Here is a 25,658-nt window from a genome sequence, read left to right as displayed (position 1 = left end):
ATGCGTTCCGCCGAGCCGCGTGCGGCGCGGGCTTCGGGACGCGCCGTCCGTCGACGGGGACGAACGACCTATCGCTCCCGCACGTTCCGGCCGGCCGGCTCGCCGAACGACTCCGCGCCGGTGACGGGGTCGCGCTCGTAGACGACCTCGCCGCGGACCGTCGTCAGCTCCGGGAACACGCCCAGAAGACCCTCGAAGGGGGTCCAGTCCGCCGCGCCGTGGAGCGCGCCGGCCTCGATCTCGCGGGGGTTGGTCATGTCGACGAGCACGAGGTCGGCGTCGGCCCCCGGCTCGATCCGGCCCTTCCCCTCGATCCCGAAGATCGACGCCGGGTTGGCGGCGACCACGTCGCGGACGCGCTCCAAGGAGAGGTTCCCCTTCCGGACGGACTCCAGCAGGAGCGGGTAGAGCGTCTCCACGCCCGGCACGCCGCTCGGCGCGTCGACGAGTCCCCGCCGCTTCTCGGCGACCGTGTGGGGCGCGTGGTCGGTGGCGACCACGTCGACGTCGCCGTCGCGGAGTCGCCGGAAGACGCCGGCCCGCCGCTCCTCCGAACGGAGCGGGGGATTCATGCGCCCGAAGGTGCCGAGCCGCCCCGCGTCCTCGCGAGACAGGAAGAGGTGGTGCGGCGTCACCTCGCAGGTGGGCGGGGCGTCGCCCGTCGCCCCCTCCCGCGCCTCGACGACCGCGTCGATCCCCTCGGGTGTCGACGTGTGCGCGACGTGCACCTGCGCGTCGCTCTCGGCGCCCGCGTCGAGGGCGCGCTCGACCGCCGCGGCCTCGGCCTCCGCGGTCCGGTAGGCCGACCACGCGTCGGCGTTCGCGGCGGTGCCGACCCCGCCGAGGTCGCCGTCGAGCGCGCTCTCGTCGAACAGCGTCTCGTCCTCCGCGTGGACCGTGACGGGGACGTCGCGGGCGGCGGCCTCGGCGAGCGCCTCCTCGAACAGGTCGAGGGCGATCCCCATCTCGCCGGTCGAGTCCGCGAGGAACACCTCGCCGAGCGCGAACAGGGGGCACTCGAAGAGACTCTCGGGGTCCCAGTCGGCGGTGACGCCGCCGTTGATCCCGTAGTCGACGAGCGACGGCGCGGCGAGGTCGGCCTTCTCGTCGAAGGCGTCGCCGTCGACGGTCGGCGGCGAGGTGTTCGGCTGGTCGACGACGGTCGTGACCCCGCCAGCGGCCGCGCCCCGCGAGCCCGAGGTCCACGTCTCCTTGTGGCTCGCGCCCGGCTCGCGGAAGTGGACGTGCGCGTCGACGGCGCCGGGGAGGAGGTGGCGCCCCCGCGCGTCGACGACGCGCTCGCCGGCGTCGGCGTCGAGTCCCGCGTTCGTCGGTTCGACCGCGTCGACGGTCCCGTCTCGGACCCGAACGTCGCGGACTCGTCCGTCGGCCAGCTCCGCACCCGTGATGAGCATGGCTACGCGCTCGCGGCGCGCCGCTTAAACCGTGGTGGTTCGGGCGTCGCGGTCGCCGCGGTCGTCGCGGGGGAGTCGGACCCGGCCGCAACGCCCCCGAGCCACCACAAAGCGTTTGTCTCGCGCGAAACCCGTTCGGGTATGGCCCTCCCCGCGCTCTCCACGCCCGCGTCCGTTCCGGTCGTCACGGCGCTCGTCGACGCGGCGATCGGCTGGCTGTGGACGCTCGCGCTGTTCCTCTTCCCCGGCCTCGTCGCCGCGGGACTGGGCGCCCCGTTCCTCGCCGCCGAACGCCTCCGGTCGCTGTTCCGCGCGCTCCCGCCGGATGGTCGGATCCTCACCTCGTACGTCGGCGTCTCGATCGCGCTTTCGGTTCCCTACCTCGCCGGCGTCGTCCTCACCGTCGCGCGCGCCGCCGAGGCGGGCCCCGCCTGGAGTTCGGGGTTCTTGCTCACGACGCTGCTCTGTGGGATCGGGGTCGGGCTCGTCGCCCCGGCGGTCGCCGTGATCGGCCTCCCGCGGCTCGGCGTCGATTGGGACCCGACCGGCTACGGCCCCTCGACGTGGGGGCTCCTCTTCGCCGCCGGACTCGCGTACGCGGTCGCCGCCGCGATCCCCCTCGTCGCGCTCGCGATCGGCATGGCCCTGCCCGGCGGGTACTGACAGTTGGCGACGGTCGGTCGGAACGGGCGCGGAGCCTCGCGGCACCGACCGGAAGCGTAACTTTTTGTAGATTCCCGTGAGGCCCTCCCGATATGCTCCCCGCACCGTTCCGGTTGTTCTTCGTCGCCGTCCCCCTCCTCGTCGCCGCCGGCGCGCTCGCCATGGCGGCGTTCCCCCGTCGGATGACGAGCTGGCAGGCCCGCGGTCCCGAGGGCACGACGCGGATCGAGCCGAGCGAGACGCGGATCCTGCTGATGCGGATCATGGGCGTCGTCGTCGCCGGACTCGCGCTCCTGATGGTGGTCGCGAACTTCGCGTTCATCCCCTGACTGGGACGCCGCGTCCCGAACTCCGAACACCGAACCCACCGTGCCAACCGGTGCCGACGCTCCGATACGGTTTTGGGGCGGCCGGCGGAACCACCGGTAAATGCTGTCTCGACAGTTCGTCCGGGAGAACCCCGAGGTCGTCCGCGAGGCGCTCGCCAACAAGGGCGTCGACGTGGACCTCGACCGGATACTCGACGTCGACGAGGAGTGGCGAGAGCTGAAGAGCCGGGGCGACGACCTCCGGCACGAGCGCAACGAGGTCTCCTCGAAGATCGGCGACCTGAAACAGGCCGGCGACGAGGAGGCGGCCCAGGAGGCGATCGAGCGCTCTCAGGAGCTCAAGGCGGAGCTCCAGGAGATCGAGGAGCGCGCCGACGAGCTGGAGGCCGAACTGGAGGCGTCCCTGCTCGAGCTCCCCCAGATCCCGCAGGAGTCGGTGCCGGTCGGCGAAGACGAGTCTGAGAACGTCGAGCGGCGCCGCGAGGGGTTCGACGACCTCCGCGAGCTGCCCGACGACGTGGAGCCGCACTACGACCTGGGCGAGGACCTCGAGATCCTCGACTTCGAGCGCGGCGCGAAGGTCGCCGGCGGCGGCTTCTACGTCGCGAAGGGCGACGGCGCCCGCCTGGAGCACGCGCTGATCCAGTTCATGCTCGACGTGCACCGCGAGCAGGGGTACGAGGACGTGTTCCCGCCGATCCCGGTCAACTCCGCGTCGATGCGCGGCACCGGCCAGCTCCCGAAGTTCACCGAGGACGCCTACCGCGTCGAGGGGACCAACGAGGACGAGTACGACGACGACGACCTCTGGCTGCTCCCGACCGCGGAGGTGCCCGTCACCAACCTCCACCGCGACGAGATCCTGCTCGGCGAGGACCTCCCGCTGAAGTACCAGGCGTACACGCCGAACTTCCGGCAGGAGGCGGGCGAGCACGGCACCGAGACGCGCGGGATCGTCCGCGTCCACCAGTTCAACAAGGTGGAGATGGTGAACTTCGTGCGCCCGGAGGAGAGCGACGAGCGCTTCGACGGACTCGTCGACGAGGCCGAGGAGGTGCTCCGGCGCCTTGAGCTCCCGTACCGGATCCTGGAGATGTGCACCGGCGACCTCGGGTTCACGCAGGCGAAGAAGTACGACATCGAGGTGTGGGCGCCCGCCGACGACATGGACGAGGGGCCCGCCGAGGGCGGCCGCTGGCTGGAGGTCTCCTCCGTCTCGAACTTCGAGGACTTCCAGGCGCGTCGCGCTCAGATCCGGTACCGCGAGGAGCACCACGAGTCGGCCGAGTTCCTCCACACCCTGAACGGCTCGGGGCTCGCGGTCCCGCGGATCGTCGTCGCGATCTTGGAGTACTACCAGAACGACGACGGCACCGTCACCGTCCCCGAGGCGCTGCGCCCGTACATGGGCGGCACGGAAGTCATCGAGGGCCACGACGCGGTCGGCGAGACGAAGTTGGGCGGGGAGTAGGCGACGCGGACGGCCTCCGATGTCGAACGCCGCTGCGGCCTCCGACGTGAACGCCGCTACTGGTTCTCTAAGGCGTCGAGGATACACGCGGCGGCGACGACCGCCTCCTTCGGCACGTCGCTCGCGTCGTCGATGGTGACGGTGTAGGCGTCGCGCATCGAGAACTTGCCCTCGATGTCGCCGACGTGACCGCCGTCGGCGTCGAATATCTCGTACTTGTTCGGGAAGAGGTTCGCGGCGCCGACGAGGTGCCGGAGCGCCGAGAGGAGTTTATTCTTCGACCGAATGGTCGCCAGCGCCTCTCCGGTCTCGGGGTCGCGGATCGTCCAGTTCTCCACGAACAGCGAGTAGTCCTCGTCGAGGACGACGACCTCCTCGCCGGTGCCCGCGTCGGTGATGGCGTAGCTGCCCGCGACGTCCATGATGCCGCCCGCCTTCACCGAGAAGGCGTCCTCGTCGTCGCCGGTGACGAACGGGAACTCCTCTTTCAGCTTGAACATCTTCTGTTTCCCGCGCAGGACGACGTTCCCGGCGCCGTCGCGGACGGTGTACTTGTTCCGGACCATCGACTGTTTCACCTCGTAGCGGTCGTCGCTGAGATCGACCGTGGAGATGTCGTAGGCGTCCGAGTCGGAGGGGAACACGGAGTGCTCGCTCATGGCCGGCAGGAGGATCAGGCGTCGGAAAACGATTCCGCTCCGCGCGACGGGAGCGAACCGCCCGCGACAGCGCCCCTCAGGGAGTGAGTCGACCGGGATTCAGGGCGTGAGTCGACCGACCGAGAGCCACTCCACGTCGGCGTCGCGGGCCGCGTCGCGCTCGGCGGTATCGTCGCGATCGTCGTCGCTCACCGCCGTCAGCGCGAACACCATCTCCTTGCGGACACCGCCGGCGAGCCGCACGTCGAGCGACAGTTCGCGGGGCGAAAACCGGTGGTCGGCCTCGACGACGCGCACGAGGTGCTCGGAGTGGGGCAGGTCCTCGACCGTCTCCACGTCGAGGTAGGTCCGGAAGTCCGCGCCGAACTTGAACCCGGTCTTCGGGACGGCGTCGGCCTCGCGGAGGCGTCTGTAGATCGCGAGCCGCCGGTCGAACCGCTCCCCCTCCACGTCGCGACCGCGGGCGACGACCGCGGCGGCGGGGCCGTCCGCCTCCGGGGCGCCCCCGCTGGAGGACTCCTCCGCCGCGCCCGCCGCGTCCACCGACGCCGACAGCGACAGCACGCCGTCGGCCGCGAGCGACGCCGCCTCGACTAAGGAGAGCTGGACCGCGCCCTCGACCGCCGCGGCGCGGCCGGTGAGCGGCTGGCCGTAGAACCCGCGCTCGTAGAGCCCCTCGGGGGCGTCCCAGACGACGACGCGGTCGGCGAGGAGGACGCCAGTCAGCCGATCGGGCGGGTCGTAGTCGGTCGCGCCCGCGATCGTCCCGTCCTCCGCCGCGAAGTAGGTGATGTCGGACTCCTCGTCGACGACGGCGAGGGTTCGCCCCGCGAGCCCGGCGGCCGGGAGCGACTCGCGCTCGCCGACGACCTGCACGGGGTACTTCACGTTCCCCGTGTCGGGGGTCGAGCCGCGCTCGTAGGCGACGAAGTCGACCGCGTCGGGCGCGTCGACGTCGCCGCCCGGCCACGGCTCGCGGGCGGGCGAGAGGTAGAAGCCGCGGTCGCGCAGGTCGGCGTAGACGAGGTAGCGCACCGCGAACCGGTCGGCCGCGGCCGCGCTCTCGACGAAGAAGCGCTCGAAGCCGACCTCGCCGTTCCCGTCGCCCGCGCCGTCGCCGAGGGCGACGCCAGAGAGGTCGCCGCGGAACAGCAGGTGGGCCGCCTCGACTCGCGAGAGCGCGATCTCGTCGCCGCCGAGCGGCCGGCCGTAGCCGCCGGAGTCGTGGAACCGCTGGCGGGCGTCGCCGGCGACGTGAACCGCGTCGCCGCGCAGGTGCCCTGTCGGTTGCATACCGAACGACGGGTCCGGGCGGGGTAAGGGGGTTGCGGTCGGCGGCGGGCAGACCGGCGGCGGACCTCCTCAGCGCCGGGTAAGGGTAAAGGGTCAGTGGCCGGAACGGAGCGTATGAACGACACCGCCGGCCTCCGGCTCACGGTTCGCGCCGCCGAGAAGCGGGACGCGGGCCGGGGCATCGCTCGGCTTCCCGAATCCTCTCGGAAGCGACTCGGCCTCCTCAGCGGCGACACCGTCGAGATCCGCGGCGACCGCACCGCGGTCGCGAAGGTGTGGCCCGGCGGCGCGGACGCGCGGGACGGCTCCGTCCTCATCGACGCCGACACCCGCGCGAACGCCGGCGTGAAGGTCGGCGACACCGTCACGGTCGCCGCGGTCAACGTCGAGGACGCCGACCGGATCGCGCTCGCCGCGCCCGCGGAGCTCGCCGACGTCGACGTGAGCCGCGAGGTGGTCGAGCGCGCGCTCGCCCGCGACCTCCGCGACCGCCCCGTCACCGAGGGCGAGGCCGTCCACGTCGAGCGGCTCGGCGGGATCCGGTTCGTCGTCAGCGAGACGGACCCGGCTGGCACGGTTCGCGTCACGAACCGGACCGACGTGTCGGTGACGTACGGAGGAGCGGACGAGTCCCGGTCCGACGCGAGTACCGGAGGCGGTCGCCGGACCGCCTCCGGACCGGAGTCGGGCGGCGGCGCTCCCGCGGACCGATCCGCCGGGAGCGGCACGGCCGGGAACGACGTCGCCGGCACCCCCGGAACCGACGCTCGACCCACCGGCGGGGGCACCGCGCCCCCGGAAGAGCACACCGCGGGCGCGACCTACGAGGACATCGGCGGGCTCGACGAGGAGCTGGAGTTGGTCCGCGAGACGATCGAGCTCCCCCTCTCGGAGCCCGGCGTGTTCACCCGGCTCGGGATCGACCCACCGAAGGGCGTCCTGCTCCACGGGCCGCCCGGCACCGGGAAGACGCTGATCGCGCGAGCCGTCGCCAACGAGGTCGACGCGACGTTCATCACCGTCGACGGCCCGGAGATCATGTCGAAGTACAAGGGCGAGTCGGAGGAGCGCCTGCGAGACGTGTTCGAGCGGGCCGCCGAGGAGGCCCCGGCGATCGTCTTCTTCGACGAGATCGACTCGATCGCGGGCAAGCGCGACGACGGCGGCGATGTCGAGAACCGCGTCGTGGGACAGCTCCTCTCGCTGATGGACGGGCTCGACGCCCGCGGCGACGTGATCGTCATCGGCGCGACGAACCGCGTCGACACGCTCGACCCCGCGCTCAGGCGGGGCGGTCGGTTCGACCGCGAGATCGAGATCGGCGTCCCCGGCGAGGCCGGCCGCCGGCAGATCCTCGACGTGCACACGCGCCGGATGCCGCTCGCGGACGACGTGGACCTCGACCGGATCGCGGCCCGGACCCACGGGTTCGTCGGGGCCGACATCGAGGGGCTCACGCAGGAGGCCGCGATGACCGCGCTGCGGCGCGCCCGCGAGTCGGACGCCGAGGCGCTCGACGACGTGACCGTCGGGAAGGCCGACTTCGAGGCGGCCCACGCGAGCGTCGAGCCGAGCGCGATGCGCGAGTACGTCGCCGAACAGCCGACGACCGACTTCGCCGACGTGGGCGGCCTGCCGGAGGCGAAGGAGAAACTGGAACGCGCCGTCACGTGGCCCCTGACGTACGGCCCCCTCTTCGAGGCCGCCGACGCCGACCCGCCGACGGGAGTCCTGCTTCACGGGCCGCCCGGTACCGGGAAGACCCTCCTCGCCAGGGCGATCGCTGGAGAGAGCGGCGTGAACTTCATTCAGGTGGCCGGGCCCGAACTGCTCGACCGGTACGTCGGCGAGTCCGAGAAGGCGGTCCGGGACCTCTTCGACCGCGCTCGGCAGGCGGCGCCCGCGATCGTCTTCTTCGACGAGATCGACGCGATCGCGGCCGACCGCGACGGTGCCGGCGGCGACGGCTCCGGAGTCGGCGAGCGCGTCGTCTCACAGCTGCTCACGGAACTGGACCGCGCGAGCGACAATCCGAACCTCGTCGTGCTCGCGGCGACGAACCGCCGGAACGCACTCGACCCCGCGCTGCTCCGCCCCGGGCGGTTGGAGACCCACATCGAGGTCCCCGAGCCCGACCGCGACGCGCGCCGGAAGATCCTCGACGTGCACACCCGCGAGAAGCCCCTCGTCGAGACCGTCGACCTCGAACACCTCGCCGACGAGACCGAGGGGTACTCCGGCGCCGAGATCGCGTCGCTGTGCCGGGAGGCTGCCCTGATCGCCATCGAGCGCGTCGCCGACGAGCACGGCGAGGCGGCCAACGACCACGCCGACGAGGTCGGGGTCACCGCCGACGACTTCGCGGCGGCGCTGGAGAGCGTCCGCCCGGCGACGCCGTAGGGGGGAAGATGTCGGCCGACGCCGGGAGGCAGGCTCCCCCCGACTCGGACTCGCCCACCCTCCGCGGCCTGCTCGCGTCCGTCCTCGCCGCGGTCCGGTCGCGGCCACCGTCGGAGTTAGGGCTCGTCGCCCTCCCGCTACCGGCGCTGCTCGTCGGCGTGAACCTGCTTCCCGGCGTCGAGGCGTGGAGCTTCTCGCTCGCGACCGAGGGGGTGTTCGAGAGCCGGTGGGCGCTGTGGACCGCGTTCGCGTCGAGCTTCGTCCACGCCGACACGGTCCACCTCGCCGACAACGTCGTCAACTACTGGCTGCTCGTCGCGGTCGCGTACCCCCTCTCGGTCGTCGCCGGCTGGCGGCGACGGCTCCTCGGCTCGGTCGCGGTCTACCTCGCGGTCGTCCCGCTCGTCTCCGCCTGGGCGACCGTCGTCGCGCTCGGCGGCCTGACCGACGCGCCGACAGCCGGCTTCTCGGACGTGAACAGCGCGCTCCTCGGCTACCTCGTCGCCGTCTGGTTCGCCGCGCTGGCGGCGGAAAGCGGTCGGAGCCGAAGCGGGGGTCCGCCCGGCGTCGACCCGCGGTGGTCGGTCGTCGCCGTCTTCGCGTCGCTCGCGGTCGCGTACTTCGCGCCGAGCGGCGCCGGCTACTTCCCCCCGCTGCCCGCCGTGGGGTCGCTGTTCGCGGTCGGGGCGGTCGTCGCCGCGGTCGGTCTGTACGCCGCGGTCGGCCGCCCGCGGGTGGCGGAGCTCGATCTGGCTCCGGAGCGCGAGCTCCTGTACGTCACCGGTGCGAGCGTCGCGGCCGCCGGCGTGATCGGGTCGCTGGTGCTCGTCCCGTTCGGCAGCAACGTGTTCGCGCACCTCGCCGGTTACGTCGTCGGGTTCGCGGTGCCGTTCGTCGGCGTCCTGGTCGACGGGACGGCCGATCGCGGAGGCGGCTGAAAAAGCCCGCGCCGCTCCGCTCAGTCGTCGTGGCCGTGGCCGTGACCGTTGTCGCCCGCGTGGTCGCCGTCGGCGCCGAACTCGTCGACCGGCGTCACGCTGTAGTCGACGGTGAGCGTGTCCTTCGTCGCGCGGACCTTTCCGACGAACGTCGAGATGTCCGCTAAGCGCCCTTCTAGCACGAATAGCTCCATGCAGTACCGCGAACCGATATGGTTGTGGAAGTTGGAGGCGACGAGCCCCTCGTGTTCGTGGCGGAGCCGCATCATCCGCTCCTCGACGCTCGTGGTCTCGTAGTCGAAGAGCACGGTCACCACCGCCATCAGGTCTCTGTCCTCCAACTTCGCGTCCTCGAACTCGCCGAGGAGGTTCCGAGAGGCCTCGCGGACGACCTCGCTACGCCCGGTGTAGCCGTGTTCGTCGGCGAACCCGTCGATCCGCTCCAACAGCTCCTCCGGCATCGAGACGCTGACGACCGTCATGTATTAACTGAAGGCACCGATCTTGTTAATCCTTGAGGTTCGGACCGCCGGTGCCGGCGGTCTCGCCGTCGCTGACGCCGGCGGTTTCGCCGTCGCTGACGCCGCCGGCCGGCGGTTCGTCGGGGGCTCCGCCGCCGATCCGTTCCGAGAGCCACTCGTAGTGATCGAGGAGGGCGCGCTCGCCGGCGTCGGTGAGCGCGTACACGTCGGCGAGCCCCTCGGTCCGCCGATCGAGGAATCCCGACTCCACGAGCGAGGTCAGCGTGGCGTAGAAAGACTGCGGGTCGATCCGCTCGTCGTAGTGCGATTCGAGCCGGCTCTTCAGCGACTGCGCCCGCAGCTCGCCGGCGTCGTACAGCAGCGCGCACAGGTCGCGGCGGCGGCCGCTGTGGAGCCACTTCGTCATACGTCCGGTTCCGCCCGGCGCCTCACGACCGTTTCGGTCGCGGGTGACGGACGCGATCTGGGTGCGAGATTGCCCTCTTCCGAAGAGACAACATGTTTTGTTCTCTCGGCCTTTTGCCCTCGAATATCTATTTACCCTCGGTTATTCTGGCCGATTGATGCGTATTATGTGTATAAACATGTGTGTACGGAACTTTAATCAGTCACAAGCGTCTGTCGTTTCGATATGCACGAGACGATCGAACGTCTGGTCTGTCGACACCGGTACGAGCGACGGGCGGTGGTCGTCGATCCGAACGAGGTCGTGGAGCGCTGTGCGAAGTGCGGCAAGGAGCGCGTTCGGGGTGCCGCCGGGTCGTAGTGATCGACGGCGGGCCTCTCAGGTCGGCCCGAACAGTTCGTCGAGTCGGCTGACGCGCCGGTCGCCGAGCACGCATCGCCCGCGGTCCTCGTGGCCCACTCGCTCGACGTGGACCGCGTCGAGCCCCGCGTTCCACGCGGCGCCCACGTCGCTTTCGCCGTCGCCGACGTAGTAGCCGCGGTCGCTCCGAGGGTCGACGCCGAGGTCCGCCATCGCCAGTTCGATGGGGTCCGGGTCGGGTTTCCAGCCTGTCTCGTCGGTACAGCAGACCACCGCGTCGAACCGGTCGCCGAGGTCGAGCCGGTCGAGCACGGGCTCGGCGAGGAACCGCTGACAGTGGGTGACGAGCCCGGTCGGGCCGCCGGCGTCGTCGACGCGGTCGAGCAGCCGGGCCGCGTCGTCGTGGAGATACGTCGCCTCCGCGCGAGCGACGGGATCCTCCTCGGCGTGGAACGCCGGCCAGAATGCGTCGGGGTCGACTCCGAACTCCCGGAGGGTGTCGCCGCGGGCGCCGCCGAGCCCGTGCCAGAGGACGTACGCCTCCCGGTCGGAGAAGGGGCGGCCGAGCCGGTCGCCGACGCGGTCGAAGACGCCGCGGGTGTACGACCACTCCGCGTCGACGAGCGTCCCGTCGAGGTCGAACAGGTGGAAGTCGTAGTCGGCGACGACCATGGGACCGACCGTAGGCAGTCGGGCGATAAGTGCGTTGTGGGGGCGCGGTTCCGAGCCGGTCACTCCCCCCGCAGGTGGATCGACGACCCGAGGTACTTGTGCAGAACCTCGTCGACCGAGTCGGCGTTGAACCGGTCGAGGTCCGCGGCTATCGCCGACTCCAGCGCGTCGAGGTGTTCGCGGTCGGTCCGGAGCTCGCGGAAGTCAGCGGCGACGACCTCGACGCCGAGCCGGTCGCTCGCGAGGCGCCGGAACGAGGGGGCGTCGCCGATATCGCCGCGCCAGAGCCGGTCGCGGAAGAACAGCCAGCCGTCGGTTTCCGGCTTCTCCGCCGGGATCTCCATCGTCGCCTCGAACCGATCCGGGTCGACGGCGGCGCCCTCGGGATCGAGACGGAACTCGACGCGGAAGACGTAGGCGGCGTCCATCGGCGGCGGATCGGTCCGCCAGAGGATAAAAGTACATACCCCTCGGTCGTGTCGGTCGACACGTATGTTGGATCGCCTCCGCGACCTCGCCGAACGCGCGTACCGCCGGCACCTCCGCCGCGAGATCGAAGACGTGCCGACGCACGTCGCGATCATTCAGGACGGGAACCGGCGGTACGCCCGCGAGCATGGCGACGACGCGCCCGACGGCCATCGAGCCGGGGCCGCCACCACCGAGCGCGTGCTCGACTGGTGCGCGGACCTGGGCGTCGCGGAGCTGACGCTGTACGCCTTCTCGACCGAGAACTTCGAGCGCCCGGACGAGGAGTTAGAGCCGCTGTTCGACCTGTTGGAAGGCAAGCTCCGCGAGTTCGCCGACGCCGACCGCGTCCACGATCAGGGGGTCCGCGTCCGCGCGATCGGCGACATCGACCGCCTCCCGGGGCGGGTTCGCGACGCGGTGGACTACGCGGAGCGTCGCACCGCGGACAACGACCGGTTCACGCTGAACGTCGCGCTGGCGTACGGCGGGCGGACGGAGCTGCTCGACGCGGCGACGGCCATCGCTCGCGACGTCGACGCGGGAGACCTCGACCCCGCCGACGTTGACGTCGGGACCGTCGAGGACCGGCTGTACGACCGCCCGGTACGCGACGTCGACCTCATCGTCCGGACCGGCGGCGACGAGCGCACCTCGAACTTCCTGCCGTGGCACGCCAACGGCAACGAGGCGGCCGTCTACTTCTGTGCGCCGTACTGGCCCGAGTTCTCCGAAGTGGAGTTCCTCCGCGCTATCCGCACGTATCAGTCTCGCGAGGAGTCGTGGCGCCGGGACAGAGCGGATCGGGCGGTCGCGCTCGTCCGGGCGGTCGCCGAGGTCGAGATCGTGGAGGCCCGGGCCGTCGCGGGGCGGCTCCGCGACCGGCTGCCCGCCGTCGACGCCGGGGCGCTCCGGGACGCCGTCCCCGGCGAGGACAGCGGTCCGGGGGCGGTCGAGATCGAGACCGACTCGCGACGGAGCGACGCGGACGAGGCGTCGACTGACTGATCGCGGAGCGACGCGGACGAGACCGGCGCGCCGCTCCCCCCGGACGAGGGCTCAGACCTCTTTCCGGGTCATCTTGTCGAACGCGACCGTGACCGATTCGGTCGCCATGTCCCCGTCGGCGCTCGCGTCGAGTTCAGGCGGGCTGTACTCCTTGATCCAGGCCCCCTCGAACCGCCACTCGAGGAGCGGCTCCGGATTCCCGCCTCGCCCGTCGAGCAGTTTAACCGCGATCTCCTTCCGCCCCTCGTCGGCCTTCCCCGCTCTGACCGCTTCGTGCCAGTCGTAGAGGCGGTTGACGTCCTCGCGCTGGATCCCCCGCTCCATCTCGAGGTCGTCGAACGTCGTCTGTCCCCAGACCTTCTTCTCGTAGTCGGCGTCGTTGCCCTCGCGGTACTCATCCTGTTCCGTGGAGCGACCCGGGATGGTGACGGTCTGCCAGCCGGACACCGCCTCGCCGTCGAACTCGACTTCGAACCGGTCGGTCCGCAGCGCGTCGTGTCGGCTCAGCGCGGCGGCGTCGGCGGTCGCCTCCGTCTCCGCCTCCGCCGCGCTGGACGCGAGGCCCAGCGCACCGGCGACGCCGATCGTTTGCAGCACTGTTCGCCGTCCGATGGTCGGTAGCATGGTCTTGTCCTCTCTGTGTGCAGCGACGGCCGCGCAGTCGTTCGTTCGGACGGTTCACCTCGTGTGCGATCGTTCGGACGGTTCACCTCGCGCGGTGCGTATCGACGCGGCGTCGGCACGCGTCGCGGGCGTCGGCGTGTGCCGTCCATCCGTCCCGACCACGCCGAACGCCCCCTTACAGTTGCGTATGTCACATTTAAATATTACCGATCTTTTAAAACATATCAGACAGAACGGACGACAGAACGCAACGACTCGGCCGCTCTCGGCTCCGATCAGTCCGATCGCTGTCAGACGTCGGCGGGACGCCCGTTCAATCGCTCACGCCGGGTTCTTCCGCGTCAGGTCGCTGCCGCAGATCGGACACCGCTCCTTGTTCTCGTCGAAGGTGCGGTTGCAGCCGACGCACTGGAACTTCCACTCGCGCTCCTCGGTGATCCCGTCGCGCGCGATCGCTTCGACCGTGATATCGAGCCGCTCGGCGACGTTCTGCATCGCGTAGTCGTCGGTGACGAGCGTCGCGCTCAGCTCCAACGCGGTGGCGATCAGGCGGGTGTCGGTGTCGGACAGCTCCGCGGCGTCCCCGGAGCCGCGTGCGGCGCGGCGCACGTTGTCGAGGACCTCCGGGGCCGGGACGTGGATCGTCATCCCGGAACCCTCCATCGCGTCGAAGCGGAGCGCTCCCTCGCCGGTGAGCTCTTCGTGGACTTCGGGCACCGAGACCACGTCGTCGTCGGTGGTGTACTCGTGGATGAACGCCGATGTGTCGAGGACTTCCATCAGCGGGCGACGACGATGTAGTCTTTCACCGCCTGCACGTTCGCAACCGGCACTTTCAGACGGCCCATCTCGTCGATGTCGAAGCCCGAGCGCTCCGGGCTGAGGTGCTCGTGGGGGCTCACGAGGAGGTCGGAGAGCTCGCCCGACTTGAGGTCCATCGTGATGTTGTAGAGGTCCCCGAGTTCGGTTCCGTCCGCGCTCATCACCGCCTTCCCGGAGAGGTTCTCCGCGAGGATGTCGACCATGTTCGCACGGTCCCGGGCAACGGTCTTAAACTCCACGGGGGCGTCGGACGGGCGACAGACGGGTTCGGGGCGCGACGACCCCGGCCGGCGCGGCGAGACGCGGCGAGACGCGACGGCCTCGGACGCCCTCGTCCACTCGATCCGGGCGGACGCGTTTTGAAAGGCTTAACTGACGTCCGGGCGGAACGGTAGACAACCGACCTTTTCGGGGCGATCACTGATGACCGACCACACAAACGCGGACACCCTTCGGACGCCGATCGTCGCCGTGCTGGGCCACGTCGATCACGGCAAGACCAGCCTGCTCGACAAGATCCGCGGCTCCGCCGTCAGCGAGGGCGAGGCCGGCGCGATCACCCAACACATCGGGGCGACCGACATCCCGCTCGACACCATCTCCGGGATGGCGGGCGAGCTCATCGACCCGACCGACTTCGACCTCCCCGGTCTCCTCTTCATCGACACGCCGGGTCACCATTCCTTCTCGACGCTGCGCGCCCGCGGCGGCGCGCTCGCCGACATCGCGGTGCTCGTCGTCGACGTGAACGACGGCTTCCAGCCGCAGACGGAGGAGGCGATCGACATCCTCCGCCGGACGGGCACCCCCTTCGTCGTCGCCGCCAACAAGGTGGACACGACGCCGGGGTGGAACCCGCAGGAGGGAGAGCCGATCCAGCGGAGCCTGGAGGCGCAGTCGGAGCGCGCCGAGTCGATGCTCAACGAGAACCTCTACGAGATCATCGGCCAGCTCTCCGACGCCGGCTTCTCCGCGGACCTCTACTGGCGCGTCCAGGACTTCCAGAAGAACATCGGCGTCGTCCCCCTCTCGGCGATCACGGGCGAGGGCGTCCCCGACCTCCTCACCGTCCTGATGGGCCTCTCACAGCGGTTCATGAAAGAGGAGATGGCGATCGACGTCTACGGGGCCGGCGAGGGAACGGTCCTGGAGGTGAAAGACGAGCGCGGCTTCGGCGCCACCATCGACACGGTGGTGTACGACGGCGTGGTCCGCAACGGCGACCAGGTCGTCGTCGGCGGGCAGGACGAACCGATCGTCACCGAGATCCGGGCGCTGCTCCAGCCGCGACCCTTAGAGGAGATCCGCACCGAGAAGAAGTTCGAGAAGGTGGGCGAGGTCGGCGCCGCCGCCGGCGTGAAGATCGCCGCGCCAGACCTCGACCGAGCGATGGCGGGCGCGCCGGTGCGGGTCGTCCGCGACCGCCCGGTCGACGATGTCGTCGAGGAGGTGAAAGCCGAGCTCGCGGAGATCGAGGTGGACACCGCCGAGGACGGCGTCGTGGTCAAGGCAGACACCCTCGGATCGCTGGAGGCGATGGCGAACGCGCTCCGCGAGGCCGAGGTCCCGATCCTGCGCGCGGAGGTCGGCGACATCGCCCCGCGCGACATCGCCGTGGCCGAGACCGCGAACCAGGACGAGCACAAGGCCATCCTCGGGTTCAACGTCGATCTGCTCGCGAACGCGGAGACGGAGCTGGAGAACGCCGACGTGAAGCTGTTCACCGACGAGGTCATCTACCAGCTGATCGAGGAGTACGAGACGTACGTCGAGGAGAAACAGCGCGCACAGCAGGAGACGGTGCTGGACAAGGTCGTCCGCCCCGCGCGGTTCCGCATCCTCCCGGACCACACGTTCCGCCAGAATGACCCCGCGGTCGTCGGCGTCGAGGTCATCTCCGGCACGGTCCAGAACAACCGCAACGTCGGCTACTTCGAGGGCAACGAGTTCACGCGCGCCGGCCAGCTGTCCGGGATTCAAAAGCAGGGCGACGACGTCGACGAGGCGCGCGCCGGCGAGCGCGTGAGCATCGCCATCGACGGCCCCACCGTCGGCCGCGACATCGAGGAGGGCGACACGCTCTGGACCGAGGTCCCCGAGAAACACGCGAAGATCTTAGAACAGGAGCTGAAAGAGGAGATCACCGCCGACGAGCGCGAGGCGCTGTCGGCGTACTTGGAGACCAAGCGGAAGCGGGACCCCTTCTGGGGCAAGTAGGTCCTCGAACCGACGACGCGGCTCCGTTCGAACTCCGTCCACCCGGCGCGGGCGGAAGCCCGATTATCCCGGAGGGCTTGCGGTCGCGTATGGAGTACTCGGCGGAGTTCGATCGCGAGATCGAGGCGATAGAGGAGACGGCGATCCGTCTCGCGGACGCCGAGTCGGGCCAACGGACGGGCGACGACGAACGGAACCTCCTCGTGGCCCAGCTCGACCACGTGCTCAACACCTACCCCGTCAGCTGTGACGCCGTCGTCCGGCACATCGAGGAGGTCAAACGGATCCGAAGGACCCGCGATCACTGGTCCACCGCCAGCAAACACGTCGCGACCGTTCACGAGGCCTTCCTGGCCGACATCTGTGACGACTACCGCCCGACCTACTGACCCCAGCGGCGATCGGGCGCCGACACGACAGCCGGGCGACTAGCCCACCAGCCGCGTCGCGGTCGCCTTCCACCGGATCGCCACCTCGTCGCCCGTGTCCAGGTCCAACCGCGCGGCGCTTTCCGCCGTGATCAACACCCGGAAGACCGCATCCTCCGTCTCTCCCACCGCGACCCGGACCGTCGACACCGTCTCGCCGGCGTCGACGCCGACGACCACGCCGCGCCGGCGGTTGCGGGCGCTCGTCGCGTCCGGGTCGACCGCCTCGTCGCCCCGATAAACCGTCACCGCGTCCGCGCCGATCCGCACCTGCACGGCGTCACCGGGGGCCACGCCGCCGGCCTCGGATTCGTCCGTCCCGTCGCTGACGCCCGTCCCGTCGTGGAGCCCGCGCACCCGTCCGATCGCGGTGTCGACGTCGGCCAGCTCGCCGTCGACGCCCGCGACCGTTCCGTCGAGCACCGTCTCCGGAACCCGCGCGGTCGCGGCGAGCACGGCCTGGAGGCGGTCGTACCGGTCGAGGAGGGCGCGGCCGCCCGCCGAGAGCCGACTCCCGCCGCCGCCGGAACCGCCGCGCTGACGCTCGACGAGAGTCCCGAACGCGTCCTCCAGCGCCTCGATCCGCGAGAGGGCCCGAGCGCGGGAGCGACCCAGCTCCGCGGCCGCCCCCGCGACCGACCCCGCCTCGTGGACCGCGCGCAGAAGCGCGGCGTCGCGCCCGTCGAACTCGACGCCGTCCTCGATGAGCGCGGCTCGGCCGCGGCCCCTGGCGCCGGTACCGCTGCGGTCCGCCGTCTCGTCCATATCCGGGCGGAGGAACTCGGGCGTGTTGGCGCTTTCGGCCGGTGCCCGCCACGAGGCGGGGGAACCGACCGGTCCGGAGGGCCGAGGCGCGGGACAAAAGCTATATCCGATATCGGTCCCCGGTTGTATCTATGCCGATACAACGGCGGAAGTTCGTGGCGGCGCTGGGCGCCGGGGCGGTCGCGAGTACAGCCGGCTGTTCGTCGACGGACAGCGGCAACGGAGACGGGGGCGACGGGACCGGCGGGAACGGAACCGACGGAAGCGGGAGCGCCGGCGAGTCGATCGGGGTCGCCGGCGAGACCCTGACGCTCACGACGACGACGAGCACCTACGACACCGGGCTCCTCGACGCGATCCACACGGACTTCGAGGAGATGTACGGCGTCACCGTCGACGCCGTCGCGCAGGGGACGGGCGCGGCGTTGGAGACGGCCCGCAACGGTGACTCGGACATCGTGATGGTCCACGCCCGCGGACTTGAGGACGAGTTCATGCGGAACGGGTACGGGATCAACCGCCGCGACCTGATGTTCAACGACTTCGTGATCGTGGGTCCGGAAAGCGATCCGGCGGGGATTCAGGGGATGTCCTCGGCGACGGAGGCGCTCACGACGATCGCCGAGGCGGAGGCGGCGTTCGTCTCGCGCGGCGACAACTCCGGCACGCACACGAAGGAACTCAATCTCTGGGAGGCCGCGGGCACCGAGCCCGGCGGCGACTGGTACCAAGAGACCGGCTCCGGCATGGGCGAGGCGCTGAACATCGCGAACCAGCAGGGCGCATACACGCTCTCTGACCGCGGAACATTCATCTCCCAGCGCTCGGAGATCGACCTCACGATCCTCGTCCAGGGCCCCATCGAGGACGGGCCGGAGATCCTCGCGAACCCCTACGGAGTCATGGCCGTCAACCCCGGGGTCCACGACAACGCCAACTACGACCTCGCGATGGCGTACATCGGGTGGATCACGAGCCCGGGCGTCCAGGAGTCCATCTCGGAGTACCAGATGAACGGCGAGCAGCTGTTCTTCCCGGAGGCCGTCTCGGAGAACCCCGACTTCCAGCAGTACGTTCCGGAAGGTTGGAGTAGCGAGTCGTCCGACGAGTGAGCGTGCCGATCGAACCAGTCGCACAGCTGCTCTCGGTGGCCCTCGACAGTTCGGTCCTCCTCGGCGGTTCGGGTCCCCTCGACCTCCCGTTCAGGGAGGGGTACGTCTGGAGCATTATCTACGTCTCGCTGTACGTGAGCCTCACCGCCGTGACGCTGAGCACCCTGTTTAGCGTGCCGGTCGCCGTCCTGCTCGGCTTCGCCGAGTTTCCGGGGAAGGGGTTCGTGAAGTCCGTCATCAACACCGGAATGGGCTTTCCGAGCGTCGTCGTCGGCCTGGTCGTGTTGTTCGCCGTCTCCAACCAGGGGCCGCTCGGGGCGCTGGAACTCATCTTCACCACGGAGGCCATGATCATGTCGCAGTTCGTGCTCGCGACGCCGCCGATCACGGCCATCACCCTCGCGTCCGTCTCTGGGGTTGACGACGGCGTCCGCGACGCTGCGCGCGCGCTCGGCGGAACCCGCCTCGACACGGCGCTCGTCGTCCTGAAGGAGGCGCGGTACGGGATCGCAACCGCGATCCTGGCCGGCTTCGGTCGAGCGATAAGCGAGGTCGGCTCCGTCCTCATCGTCGGCGGCAACATCACGAGCGCGGACGGGATCTCGAAGACCCGGACGCTGACCACCGCCATCCAGCTGGAGGCGCGTCAGGGGCAGTACGGGACGGCGATGATCCTCGGCGCGGTCCTCGTCGCGCTCGTGTTGACAGTCAACGCCGTGGTCGTTCACTTCGGCGACAGCGGGGTGACGCGGTGATGCTCCGTGCGACCGGCGTCTCGAAGTCGTTCGGCGGCGAGCGCGTGTTCGACGACCTCTCCGTCGAGGTGGACTCCGGCGAGGTCCTCGGCGTTATCGGCCCCTCCGGCGTCGGCAAGACGACGCTCCTCCGGACGCTCGCGCTCTCGCTCGAACCGGATGCGGGAACCGTCGCGCTCGGCGGCACGGACGCGTGGGCCGCCGAGGAGGCCGACCGGCTCGCCCTGCGTCGACGCGTCGGGATGGTGTTCCAGGAGGCCAGCCTCTTCGACGCCTCCGTGGGTCGCAACGTCGAATACGGGCTCCGGGTCCGGAGCCCGTGGGCCGACCGGATCGCCGCGTCGCTGGGACTCACCGGCACACCCGACGCCGTTCGCGAGTCGCTCGCCGTCGTCGGACTGACGGAGAAGGCGAACCAACACGCCGACTCGCTGTCGGGCGGGGAGGCCCAACGCGTGTCGTTCGCCCGCGCGCTGGCGTACGACCCGGACGTACTGCTGCTCGACGAGCCCACGTCCGACCTCGACCCGCGGAACACCGCCGTCATCGAGGAGGCGATCGAGGAGGCCCGCGCCCGCGGTATCGGCGTCGTCGTGGCGACCCACGACATGCATCAGGCCGAGCGGGTCGCGGACCGCGTCGCGGTGCTGCTCGACGACGGGATCACGGAGGTCGGCCCGACCGAGGTCATCTTCGAGAACCCGTCGGACGAGCGCACCCGTAAGTTCATCTCCGGCGAACTGGTGTACTGACGGCGATCAGACGTCGAAGTCGAGTTCGACCGCGTCGCCGGCGTCGACGTCGCCCGAGTCGACAACGTCGTCGCCGGCGGCGAACCCGGCGTGGAGGTGCTCGTAGGTGCGGTCGATCGCCTCCACGATCACCTTCGTGCCGCCCGTGACCGGCATGAAGTTCGTGTCGCCGTTCCACCGCGGGACGACGTGGGTGTGGAGGTGGTCGATCGAGCCGCCGGCCGCCGAGGCGCCGAGGTTCTGTCCGGTGTTCACCCCGTCGGGACCAACGTCGCGGCGCAATGCCGACAGCGTCGCCGCCTTCAGCTTCGCGTGATCGAGGAGGGTCGCGTCGTCGAGGTCGGTGGGATCCTCGACGTGTTCGTCCGGGATCACCATCGCGTGACCGGGGTTGTACGGCGCGTTGTTCAACAGGACGTAGTTGCGCTCGCTGCGGGCGACGACCCGCGCGTCCCGGGCGTCCTCGCGCCCGGGGAGGACGCAGAACGGACAGCCGTCGATCGGGTCCGCGTCGCGCTCGACCCACTCGATCCGCCACGGCGCGTAGATCCGGTCCATCAGTCGTCGAAGCCGTGGATACCGGCGGTCGTCACCTCGACGCCGTCGTCGGTGATCAGGAGGGTGTGCTCCGCCTGACTGACGAGGGCGTCGTCGGCCTCCTTCAGGACGGGGTACCCCTTCACCGCGTTCGCCTGCTTCAGCCGGCGCAGCGCCATCTCGGCGCGGTCGGTTTCGAGCCACCGCGCCGCGAACGGGAGGTCGTCGAACGCCTCTATCTCTTCGAGGGCCTGTCGCGCTCGGCGGTCGCGGACGCTCGCGGTTCCCTGCCGCTCGAAGATCTCCTCGTCGGTCCCCTCGCCGACCTTCCCGCGGCCGTCGGTGGCGAACGGCTCGATGGCGACCGCCTGCCCCGGCTCCAGCTCGGCCGAACGGTCGACGCCGCGGTTCGGGACCGTCGGCCCCGTGTGCGCGTCGTAGCGCTCGACGCCGTGACCGGAGAGGTTCAGGACGGGCGTGTAGCCGTACCCGCGGATCACGTCCTCGATCGCCTGTCCGACGACGCCGACCTCGACGCCCGGGCCGGCTTCGTCGACCGCGGCCTCCAGCGCCATCTCCGCGGCCTCGACCAGCTCGGGGGTCCCCGTGTGATCGACCGTGACCGCGGCGTCGGCGATGTAGCCGTCGACGTGGACCCCGACGTCGAGACACACCATCTCCTCGCCGAACTCGGTGTCGTCCTCGCGCCCCGGCGTGGCGTGGGAGGCTTCGGGGTCGACGCTGATGTTGACGGGGAACGCGAGCCCCGCGTCCTGCTCCCGGATGAAGTCCTCCGTCCACTCGGCGACTTCGAGGTGGGTTCGTCCCGGCTCGACCATCTCGCGGGCCTCGTTCATCGCCTCGACCAACACCGAGCCGGCTTCTCGGTAGCTCTCGACCGCGTCGTCGTCCAGGGATCCGTGGCTCATGTCTCCGGATTTGGCGACCGACCGCAAAGAGGTTGCGGAGGGAGTGCGTGGCCGCTCACCGCGTCACGGCGCGGAGTCGCGGTCGGGGCTCAGACCGCCGTCAGCCGGCTTCCTTCGCTCTGTCGTCTCGCCTCGTTCTGTCGTCTCGCCTCGTTCTGTCGTCTCGCCTCGCTCTGTCGTCTCGCCTCGTTCTGTCGTCGCGTTATCGGGCGTCGGGAGCCACATCGTGATCAGGGTCCCCGTCGGCTCGCGCGTGTGAATTCCCAGTTCCCCGCCGGACTCGGTGACGATCCAGTGGACGAGCCAGAGGCCGAGCCCGCTCGCGTGTTCGAGCGCCGTCTCGCGGGCCTCCGAGAACACGCTCCGCTCGACCGGCGGGATCCCGGGACCGTTGTCCGCGACGGCGATACGGTATCCGTCGCCGTCCGGATCGACGGCCACCTCGACGATCGGCTGCTCCCCGTCGTTGTGGACGACCGCATTCTCCAGTACGTTCCGGATCGCGGACTCCAACAGCTCGTCGGCGCACGCCACCGCCGCGTCCGGCGTCGACACCGTCACCGTCGCCTCCGGGAACGACGAGTCGAGCGACTCGCAGAGCCGCGTGACCAGCTCCGACAGATCGATCTCCGCCCGCGAGCCGTCGCTGTGGAGCGCGACGTCGATCTCGCGGGCCTGGTCGCTGAGGTGCGTCAGCGTCTCCACCTTCCGGTCGATCACGTCGAGGTACTCGTCCCCCTCGTCGTCGACGTGGTCGCGCAGGAGGTCCGCGTACCCGCCGATGACGTTCGTGTCGTTCTTCAGATCGTGTCTGAGGACCCGGTTGAGCACTTGGAGCCGCTGTTCGTACCGCCGGCTCTCGGTCACGTCGGTGGCGGTGATCACCGCTTCCTCGGTGTCCTCGAACAGGCGCTCGACCACCGTCTCGAACTGGCGCCAGTTCCCGTCTGCGTGAGCGATCCGGTGGTCGAGCGACTGCGGCTCGTCCGTCTCGAAGGCCCGCTCGAAGGCGCGTTGCGCCTCTCGGCGATCGTCGGGGTGGACCAGATCGATCGCCGGTCGCCCCTCGATCGCCGCGGGCGAGTGGCCGAGGAGTCGCTCTATCGACGGACTCACGTACCGGAGCAGGCCGTCGGTCCCGCAGACGGCGATGACGTTCGGCGACTTCTCGATGAGCGCCCGGTAGCGGCGCTGAAGCGTCTCCTGCTCGGTAACGTCTCGGAACAGGAGGACGGTTCCGCCCGCCGCGGGCGCCGCCTCACTCCCGACCCGATATCCGGTCCCCGCCGTGGCGATCGGGTGAGCGGTGACGGTCAGAAACCGGGAATCTGGCCCGCCGTCGACGGTCACTCTGAGACCGTTTTCGGGATCCGGACCGGGGCCGCGGCCGGATCGACCCCCGTCGGCGGTCTCGGTCGACAGCGCGAGGTCGGCCACGGCCGGAGCGCGCTCGAACGCCGTTTCGACGCCGCAGCCGACCTCTGCAGACGGGAACAGCCCTCGGGCCGGACGGTTCAGATCGACGACACGGCCGTCGTCGTTGACGACCACGACGCCGTCGGAGAGGTTAGAGAACACCGCGTCGCGGGCGATCGGCGAGAGGTCGAGGAGCCGGTAGCGGAACACGACCCAGCCGAGGAGGCCGGACGTGGCCGCGAACGTGACCGGCGTGAGGTCGACGAACACGGGACCGAGAAACCCCGCGATCCCGACGACGCCGACGGTCATCGGCGCCACGGCCGCGGCGAGCAGCAGCGCGGCCTGCCGCCGGAACACGCCGCCGCGGACGAGCGCGGCGTAGCCGAGCACGCCGAAGGTGAACAGGTTCACGGCGTAGCTGTACGTCATGAAGCCGACGAGCGCCGGCGTCGGCAGGTACTCCATGACGAGGTACCCGTTCGAGCCGTCCAGCGACGGCGACGTGTAAAACAGCGGGTCGGCGCCGATCACCAGGACCCCGCCGACGGCGGCCGCGGGGACGAGACACAGCAGAGCGAAGCGACGGGGTCGGAGCCACGACCGCCAGCCGACGTACGCGAACACGAACGCGGGCCAAGCGACGCCGAGCACCGCGATCCCGACCCAGACGAGGCGGTTCCACAGCAGGGTCGCCTCGAGCGTCGCCGCCGACAGCTGTGCCGCGTACGCCAGCGACCAGAGACCGCTGGCGACGGTGACCGCGACGAAGCTCCGCACGAGCGGCAGGTCTCCCCGCGACCGGTTCCGGACGGCGTACACGGCGAAGGAGAACGACGCGAGCGCCGCCACGAGCAACGGGGCCGTGTACGGCGTCGGTTGCCACTCCATCGATACCGCGTGGATGACTGTGGCAGATAAAAAGGAACCGGACCGAACGTCCTAATACCGGGGCGAAACACCGGAACGTATGCTCGAACCGGGCGATCCCGCACCCGAAGTTGCGCTGACCGATCAGCACGGCGACGCCGTCACCGTCGATCCGTCCACCGCGCGCTACACGGTGGTCTACTTCTACCCGCGCGCCGACACGCCGGGCTGTACGACCGAGGCCTGCGGTTTCCGCGACGAGTGGGATGCCTTCGAGGACGCCGAGGTCGCGGTGGTCGGGATCAGCGACGACCCTCCCGAGGACCTCGAACCCTTCGCCGAGGAGTACGACCTCCCGTTCACGCTCCTCTCGGACCCCGACGGCGAGGTCGCGAGCGCGTACGACTCCTACGGCGAGAAGCAGATGTTCGGCAACACCTTCGACGGCGTGTTCCGGAACACGTACGTGCTCGACCCGGACGGGACAGTCGTCCTCGCCTACGAGGGCGTCTCCCCCGAGGACCACGCGAGCGAGATCCTCGACGACATCGAGGCGCTGGAGGGCTGAGCTGACGACCGGGCGACACCACCCGTACCCCGTACTATTATTACCCGGTGGCGTGCAGGTGAAATGATGCCCTCCAAACGCGCGTTCGCGAAGCGCCTAGCGGCGCTCGCGGCGACCGGGCTGGGAATCGGCGAACCGATCGACTCGCTGACCGGCCAGCCCCCGCCCGACGCGGTGCTCGCGGCCGACTCGGCCCCGGCCGGGGGAGCCGGGGGCGCCGCCGACTCCGGCCCCACCAGCGAGACGGCGAGCGACCGCGCCGGCGCGGGAGGCGACGGCCCGCGGTCAGCGGTCGCAGCCGGTACGTACGACCCGGCTTCGACGGCGTCGGCGTCGGCCGACACGGTCGTGACCGGTCGGCTCGACCCGACCGCCCTCGCGGCCACCGGCCTCCCGGGCGGGGTTGGCGGCCGCGTCCGTCGACTCCTCGGCCGCTACGACGCCGTCTCGCTCGCCGGCGTGCGGCAGGCGACCGGCGGCGCCGCGCTCACCGACGACGGAGTCGAGGGGTGCGCGGTCGCCGTCGGCGACGTCGACGCGGCCGCCATGATCGCCGAACTCGACTCCGACCCCGAGGTCGTTCGCGAGCCGGACGACGGCTCCGGGTTCGTCCGGTTCCGGGCCCGCACGCTCGGGTCGGCGGTCGCCGTCGCGGACGGCGAACTCGTGGCCGCGCACGGTCCCGATCCGACCGTCGCCGGGACGCACCGAGACGCCGGGACCGGAGGCGGTGCGGCCCGCACCGGCCGGCGACGAGCGGCCGCGACGGCGAACTACGGACCCCTCCCTGGGCTGCTGGGCGGCGACGCCACGGTGTGCGTCGACCTCGGCCCGGACGCCAGGGCGCACCTGCGGGACGCGCTCGCCGACGCGCCGGCAGAACTCCAGACCGCGCTCGACGCGTCCGGCGCGGTCGGCGCGTCGCTCCGAGTGATCGACGACAGCGACGACCGCGACGACGGCCCGCGGGTCGCGCTGCGGTACGGCGCGGTCGCCGACCCGCGACGGCTCGACCTGGACACCGCCGAGGCGCTCGCCCGAGCGGCCCGCGAGGGGGAGACCTCGCTGTCAGAAGCGACGGTCACCCGCCACGGGCGAACCGTGATCGTCGACGGCGCCGCTGACGGCGACCTCTTCGCGTCTCACGCCTCGCTGCTCGGGGCGGGCGTCGGCGACCCGATCGAGGTGACTGACGGGTGAGGGGTGCCGGCGAACACGGCGGAGGCGAGACGATATCGGCGACGACCGAACAGACGAGACGGTATCGGCGATGACCGAACGCACGAACTCACGATGACG

Annotated in this window: 29 protein-coding genes; 15 read left to right on the top strand and 14 right to left on the bottom strand. The window is 70.6% G+C overall.

What is annotated here, in order from left to right; translation table 11 throughout:
- Window positions 1–68: 68 nt before the first annotated feature.
- Complete coding sequence (locus C471_RS03935) at window positions 69–1,415, bottom strand: dihydroorotase (protein ID WP_004046728.1); 1,347 nt, start codon at window positions 1,413–1,415, stop codon at window positions 69–71.
- 141 nt (window positions 1,416–1,556) lie between these two features.
- Between C471_RS03935 and C471_RS03930 the strand changes: the two genes are divergently transcribed.
- The 3 genes from C471_RS03930 to serS all read left to right on the top strand — a co-directional run bounded on the left by C471_RS03930 (window position 1,557) and on the right by serS (window position 3,878).
- A complete protein-coding gene (locus C471_RS03930; RefSeq protein ID WP_049908952.1) occupies window positions 1,557–2,078 on the top strand; it encodes a hypothetical protein in 522 nt (173 codons plus the stop codon).
- A 92-nt stretch (window positions 2,079–2,170) separates the two neighbouring features.
- Window positions 2,171–2,407, top strand: coding sequence for a hypothetical protein (locus tag C471_RS03925; protein WP_004046727.1), 237 nt, complete (start codon window positions 2,171–2,173; stop codon window positions 2,405–2,407).
- Between the two features lie 100 nt (window positions 2,408–2,507).
- Entirely contained in the window at window positions 2,508–3,878 is a 1,371-nt protein-coding gene (serS, locus tag C471_RS03920; RefSeq protein ID WP_004046726.1) for a serine--tRNA ligase, read from the top strand.
- 56 nt (window positions 3,879–3,934) lie between these two features.
- Here the strand turns inward: serS and C471_RS03915 are convergent, their stop codons facing one another.
- On the bottom strand, window positions 3,935–4,537 hold the full coding sequence (locus C471_RS03915; protein ID WP_004046725.1) for an LURP-one-related/scramblase family protein: 603 nt from the start codon (window positions 4,535–4,537) through the stop codon (window positions 3,935–3,937).
- Between the two features lie 99 nt (window positions 4,538–4,636).
- The gene (gene endA, locus C471_RS03910) at window positions 4,637–5,830 is read right to left on the bottom strand and encodes a tRNA-intron lyase (protein ID WP_004046724.1); all 1,194 of its coding nucleotides are present in this window, start codon (window positions 5,828–5,830) and stop codon (window positions 4,637–4,639) included.
- 114 nt (window positions 5,831–5,944) lie between these two features.
- Between endA and C471_RS03905 the strand changes: the two genes are divergently transcribed.
- Window positions 5,945–8,230 (top strand): AAA family ATPase, encoded by a 2,286-nt coding sequence (locus C471_RS03905; RefSeq protein WP_004046723.1) that lies wholly within the window; start codon window positions 5,945–5,947, stop codon window positions 8,228–8,230.
- A gap of 8 nt (window positions 8,231–8,238) precedes the next feature.
- Window positions 8,239–9,168, top strand: a complete 930-nt coding sequence (locus tag C471_RS03900; RefSeq protein ID WP_004046722.1) for a rhomboid family intramembrane serine protease — start codon at window positions 8,239–8,241, stop codon at window positions 9,166–9,168.
- Window positions 9,169–9,188: 20 nt separating this feature from the next.
- On the opposite strand, the gene C471_RS03895 is transcribed toward C471_RS03900, so the two are convergent.
- On the bottom strand, window positions 9,189–9,650 hold the full coding sequence (locus C471_RS03895; RefSeq protein ID WP_004046721.1) for a CopG family ribbon-helix-helix protein: 462 nt from the start codon (window positions 9,648–9,650) through the stop codon (window positions 9,189–9,191).
- Between the two features lie 25 nt (window positions 9,651–9,675).
- Window positions 9,676–10,056, bottom strand: coding sequence for a PadR family transcriptional regulator (locus C471_RS03890; protein ID WP_004046720.1), 381 nt, complete (start codon window positions 10,054–10,056; stop codon window positions 9,676–9,678).
- A gap of 225 nt (window positions 10,057–10,281) precedes the next feature.
- Between C471_RS03890 and C471_RS18170 the strand changes: the two genes are divergently transcribed.
- The gene (locus C471_RS18170) at window positions 10,282–10,416 is read left to right on the top strand and encodes a hypothetical protein (RefSeq protein WP_275039930.1); all 135 of its coding nucleotides are present in this window, start codon (window positions 10,282–10,284) and stop codon (window positions 10,414–10,416) included.
- Window positions 10,417–10,434: 18 nt separating this feature from the next.
- Here the strand turns inward: C471_RS18170 and C471_RS03885 are convergent, their stop codons facing one another.
- The gene (locus C471_RS03885; RefSeq protein WP_004046719.1) at window positions 10,435–11,088 is read right to left on the bottom strand and encodes an HAD family hydrolase; all 654 of its coding nucleotides are present in this window, start codon (window positions 11,086–11,088) and stop codon (window positions 10,435–10,437) included.
- A gap of 59 nt (window positions 11,089–11,147) precedes the next feature.
- Window positions 11,148–11,516, bottom strand: coding sequence for an LWR-salt protein (gene lwrS, locus C471_RS03880; protein ID WP_004046714.1), 369 nt, complete (start codon window positions 11,514–11,516; stop codon window positions 11,148–11,150).
- 64 nt (window positions 11,517–11,580) lie between these two features.
- Here lwrS and uppS point away from each other — a divergent pair, with 64 nt between their 5' ends.
- Complete coding sequence (uppS, locus tag C471_RS03875) at window positions 11,581–12,564, top strand: polyprenyl diphosphate synthase (protein WP_004046708.1); 984 nt, start codon at window positions 11,581–11,583, stop codon at window positions 12,562–12,564.
- A 51-nt stretch (window positions 12,565–12,615) separates the two neighbouring features.
- Here the strand turns inward: uppS and C471_RS03870 are convergent, their stop codons facing one another.
- From C471_RS03870 to C471_RS03860, 3 genes are all read right to left on the bottom strand, one after another.
- Complete coding sequence (locus tag C471_RS03870) at window positions 12,616–13,161, bottom strand: phage tail protein (protein ID WP_004046706.1); 546 nt, start codon at window positions 13,159–13,161, stop codon at window positions 12,616–12,618.
- 348 nt (window positions 13,162–13,509) lie between these two features.
- Window positions 13,510–13,968, bottom strand: coding sequence for an NOB1 family endonuclease (locus C471_RS03865; protein ID WP_004046704.1), 459 nt, complete (start codon window positions 13,966–13,968; stop codon window positions 13,510–13,512).
- Complete coding sequence (locus C471_RS03860) at window positions 13,968–14,213, bottom strand: PRC-barrel domain-containing protein (RefSeq protein ID WP_004046702.1); 246 nt, start codon at window positions 14,211–14,213, stop codon at window positions 13,968–13,970. Before C471_RS03860 ends, C471_RS03865 begins: the two co-directional genes overlap by 1 nt.
- On the opposite strand from C471_RS03860, the gene C471_RS17340 reads away from it, so the two are divergent.
- The 3 genes from C471_RS17340 (at window position 14,212) to C471_RS03850 (ending at window position 16,616) form a co-directional block, all read left to right on the top strand.
- Window positions 14,212–14,373 (top strand): hypothetical protein, encoded by a 162-nt coding sequence (locus C471_RS17340; RefSeq protein ID WP_160163121.1) that lies wholly within the window; start codon window positions 14,212–14,214, stop codon window positions 14,371–14,373. The two genes, C471_RS03860 and C471_RS17340, sit on opposite strands and share 2 nt — an antisense overlap.
- Window positions 14,374–14,433: 60 nt before the next feature.
- Window positions 14,434–16,227, top strand: coding sequence for a translation initiation factor IF-2 (gene infB, locus C471_RS03855; RefSeq protein ID WP_004046699.1), 1,794 nt, complete (start codon window positions 14,434–14,436; stop codon window positions 16,225–16,227).
- A gap of 89 nt (window positions 16,228–16,316) precedes the next feature.
- On the top strand, window positions 16,317–16,616 hold the full coding sequence (locus C471_RS03850; RefSeq protein WP_004046698.1) for a hypothetical protein: 300 nt from the start codon (window positions 16,317–16,319) through the stop codon (window positions 16,614–16,616).
- A 39-nt stretch (window positions 16,617–16,655) separates the two neighbouring features.
- Here C471_RS03850 and C471_RS03845 read toward each other — a convergent pair whose 3' ends face one another.
- A complete protein-coding gene (locus C471_RS03845; RefSeq protein WP_004046696.1) occupies window positions 16,656–17,420 on the bottom strand; it encodes a TOBE domain-containing protein in 765 nt (254 codons plus the stop codon).
- Between the two features lie 131 nt (window positions 17,421–17,551).
- Between C471_RS03845 and C471_RS03840 the strand changes: the two genes are divergently transcribed.
- The 3 genes from C471_RS03840 to C471_RS03830 are packed head-to-tail and all read left to right on the top strand — an operon-like array spanning window position 17,552 to window position 20,039.
- Complete coding sequence (locus C471_RS03840; RefSeq protein ID WP_004046694.1) at window positions 17,552–18,532, top strand: substrate-binding domain-containing protein; 981 nt, start codon at window positions 17,552–17,554, stop codon at window positions 18,530–18,532.
- A 2-nt stretch (window positions 18,533–18,534) separates the two neighbouring features.
- Entirely contained in the window at window positions 18,535–19,287 is a 753-nt protein-coding gene (locus tag C471_RS03835; RefSeq protein ID WP_394295186.1) for an ABC transporter permease, read from the top strand.
- Complete coding sequence (locus C471_RS03830; RefSeq protein ID WP_004046691.1) at window positions 19,287–20,039, top strand: amino acid ABC transporter ATP-binding protein; 753 nt, start codon at window positions 19,287–19,289, stop codon at window positions 20,037–20,039. The genes C471_RS03835 and C471_RS03830 overlap by 1 nt, the downstream gene beginning before the upstream one ends.
- Window positions 20,040–20,045: 6 nt before the next feature.
- On the opposite strand, the gene C471_RS03825 is transcribed toward C471_RS03830, so the two are convergent.
- The 3 genes from C471_RS03825 to C471_RS03815 all read right to left on the bottom strand — a co-directional run bounded on the left by C471_RS03825 (window position 20,046) and on the right by C471_RS03815 (window position 23,812).
- Window positions 20,046–20,597, bottom strand: a complete 552-nt coding sequence (locus C471_RS03825; RefSeq protein WP_004046689.1) for an HIT family protein — start codon at window positions 20,595–20,597, stop codon at window positions 20,046–20,048.
- Window positions 20,597–21,505 (bottom strand): type II methionyl aminopeptidase, encoded by a 909-nt coding sequence (gene map / locus C471_RS03820; protein ID WP_004046686.1) that lies wholly within the window; start codon window positions 21,503–21,505, stop codon window positions 20,597–20,599. Before map ends, C471_RS03825 begins: the two co-directional genes overlap by 1 nt.
- A 63-nt stretch (window positions 21,506–21,568) precedes the next feature.
- Window positions 21,569–23,812 (bottom strand): histidine kinase N-terminal 7TM domain-containing protein, encoded by a 2,244-nt coding sequence (locus tag C471_RS03815; RefSeq protein WP_004046685.1) that lies wholly within the window; start codon window positions 23,810–23,812, stop codon window positions 21,569–21,571.
- A 79-nt stretch (window positions 23,813–23,891) separates the two neighbouring features.
- On the opposite strand from C471_RS03815, the gene bcp reads away from it, so the two are divergent.
- Both bcp and C471_RS03805 read left to right on the top strand, forming a co-directional pair.
- Window positions 23,892–24,359, top strand: coding sequence for a thioredoxin-dependent thiol peroxidase (gene bcp / locus C471_RS03810; protein ID WP_004046684.1), 468 nt, complete (start codon window positions 23,892–23,894; stop codon window positions 24,357–24,359).
- Window positions 24,360–24,425: 66 nt separating this feature from the next.
- Window positions 24,426–25,559: a hypothetical protein gene (locus tag C471_RS03805; protein WP_049908945.1), complete on the top strand. Its 1,134-nt coding sequence runs from the start codon at window positions 24,426–24,428 to the stop codon at window positions 25,557–25,559.
- Window positions 25,560–25,658 lie beyond the last annotated feature (99 nt).

This window comes from Halorubrum saccharovorum DSM 1137, from assembly GCF_000337915.1.
In the GTDB taxonomy this organism is placed as follows: Archaea; Halobacteriota; Halobacteria; order Halobacteriales; family Haloferacaceae; genus Halorubrum; species Halorubrum saccharovorum.
This window is presented reverse-complemented; position numbering and strand designations above follow the sequence as displayed.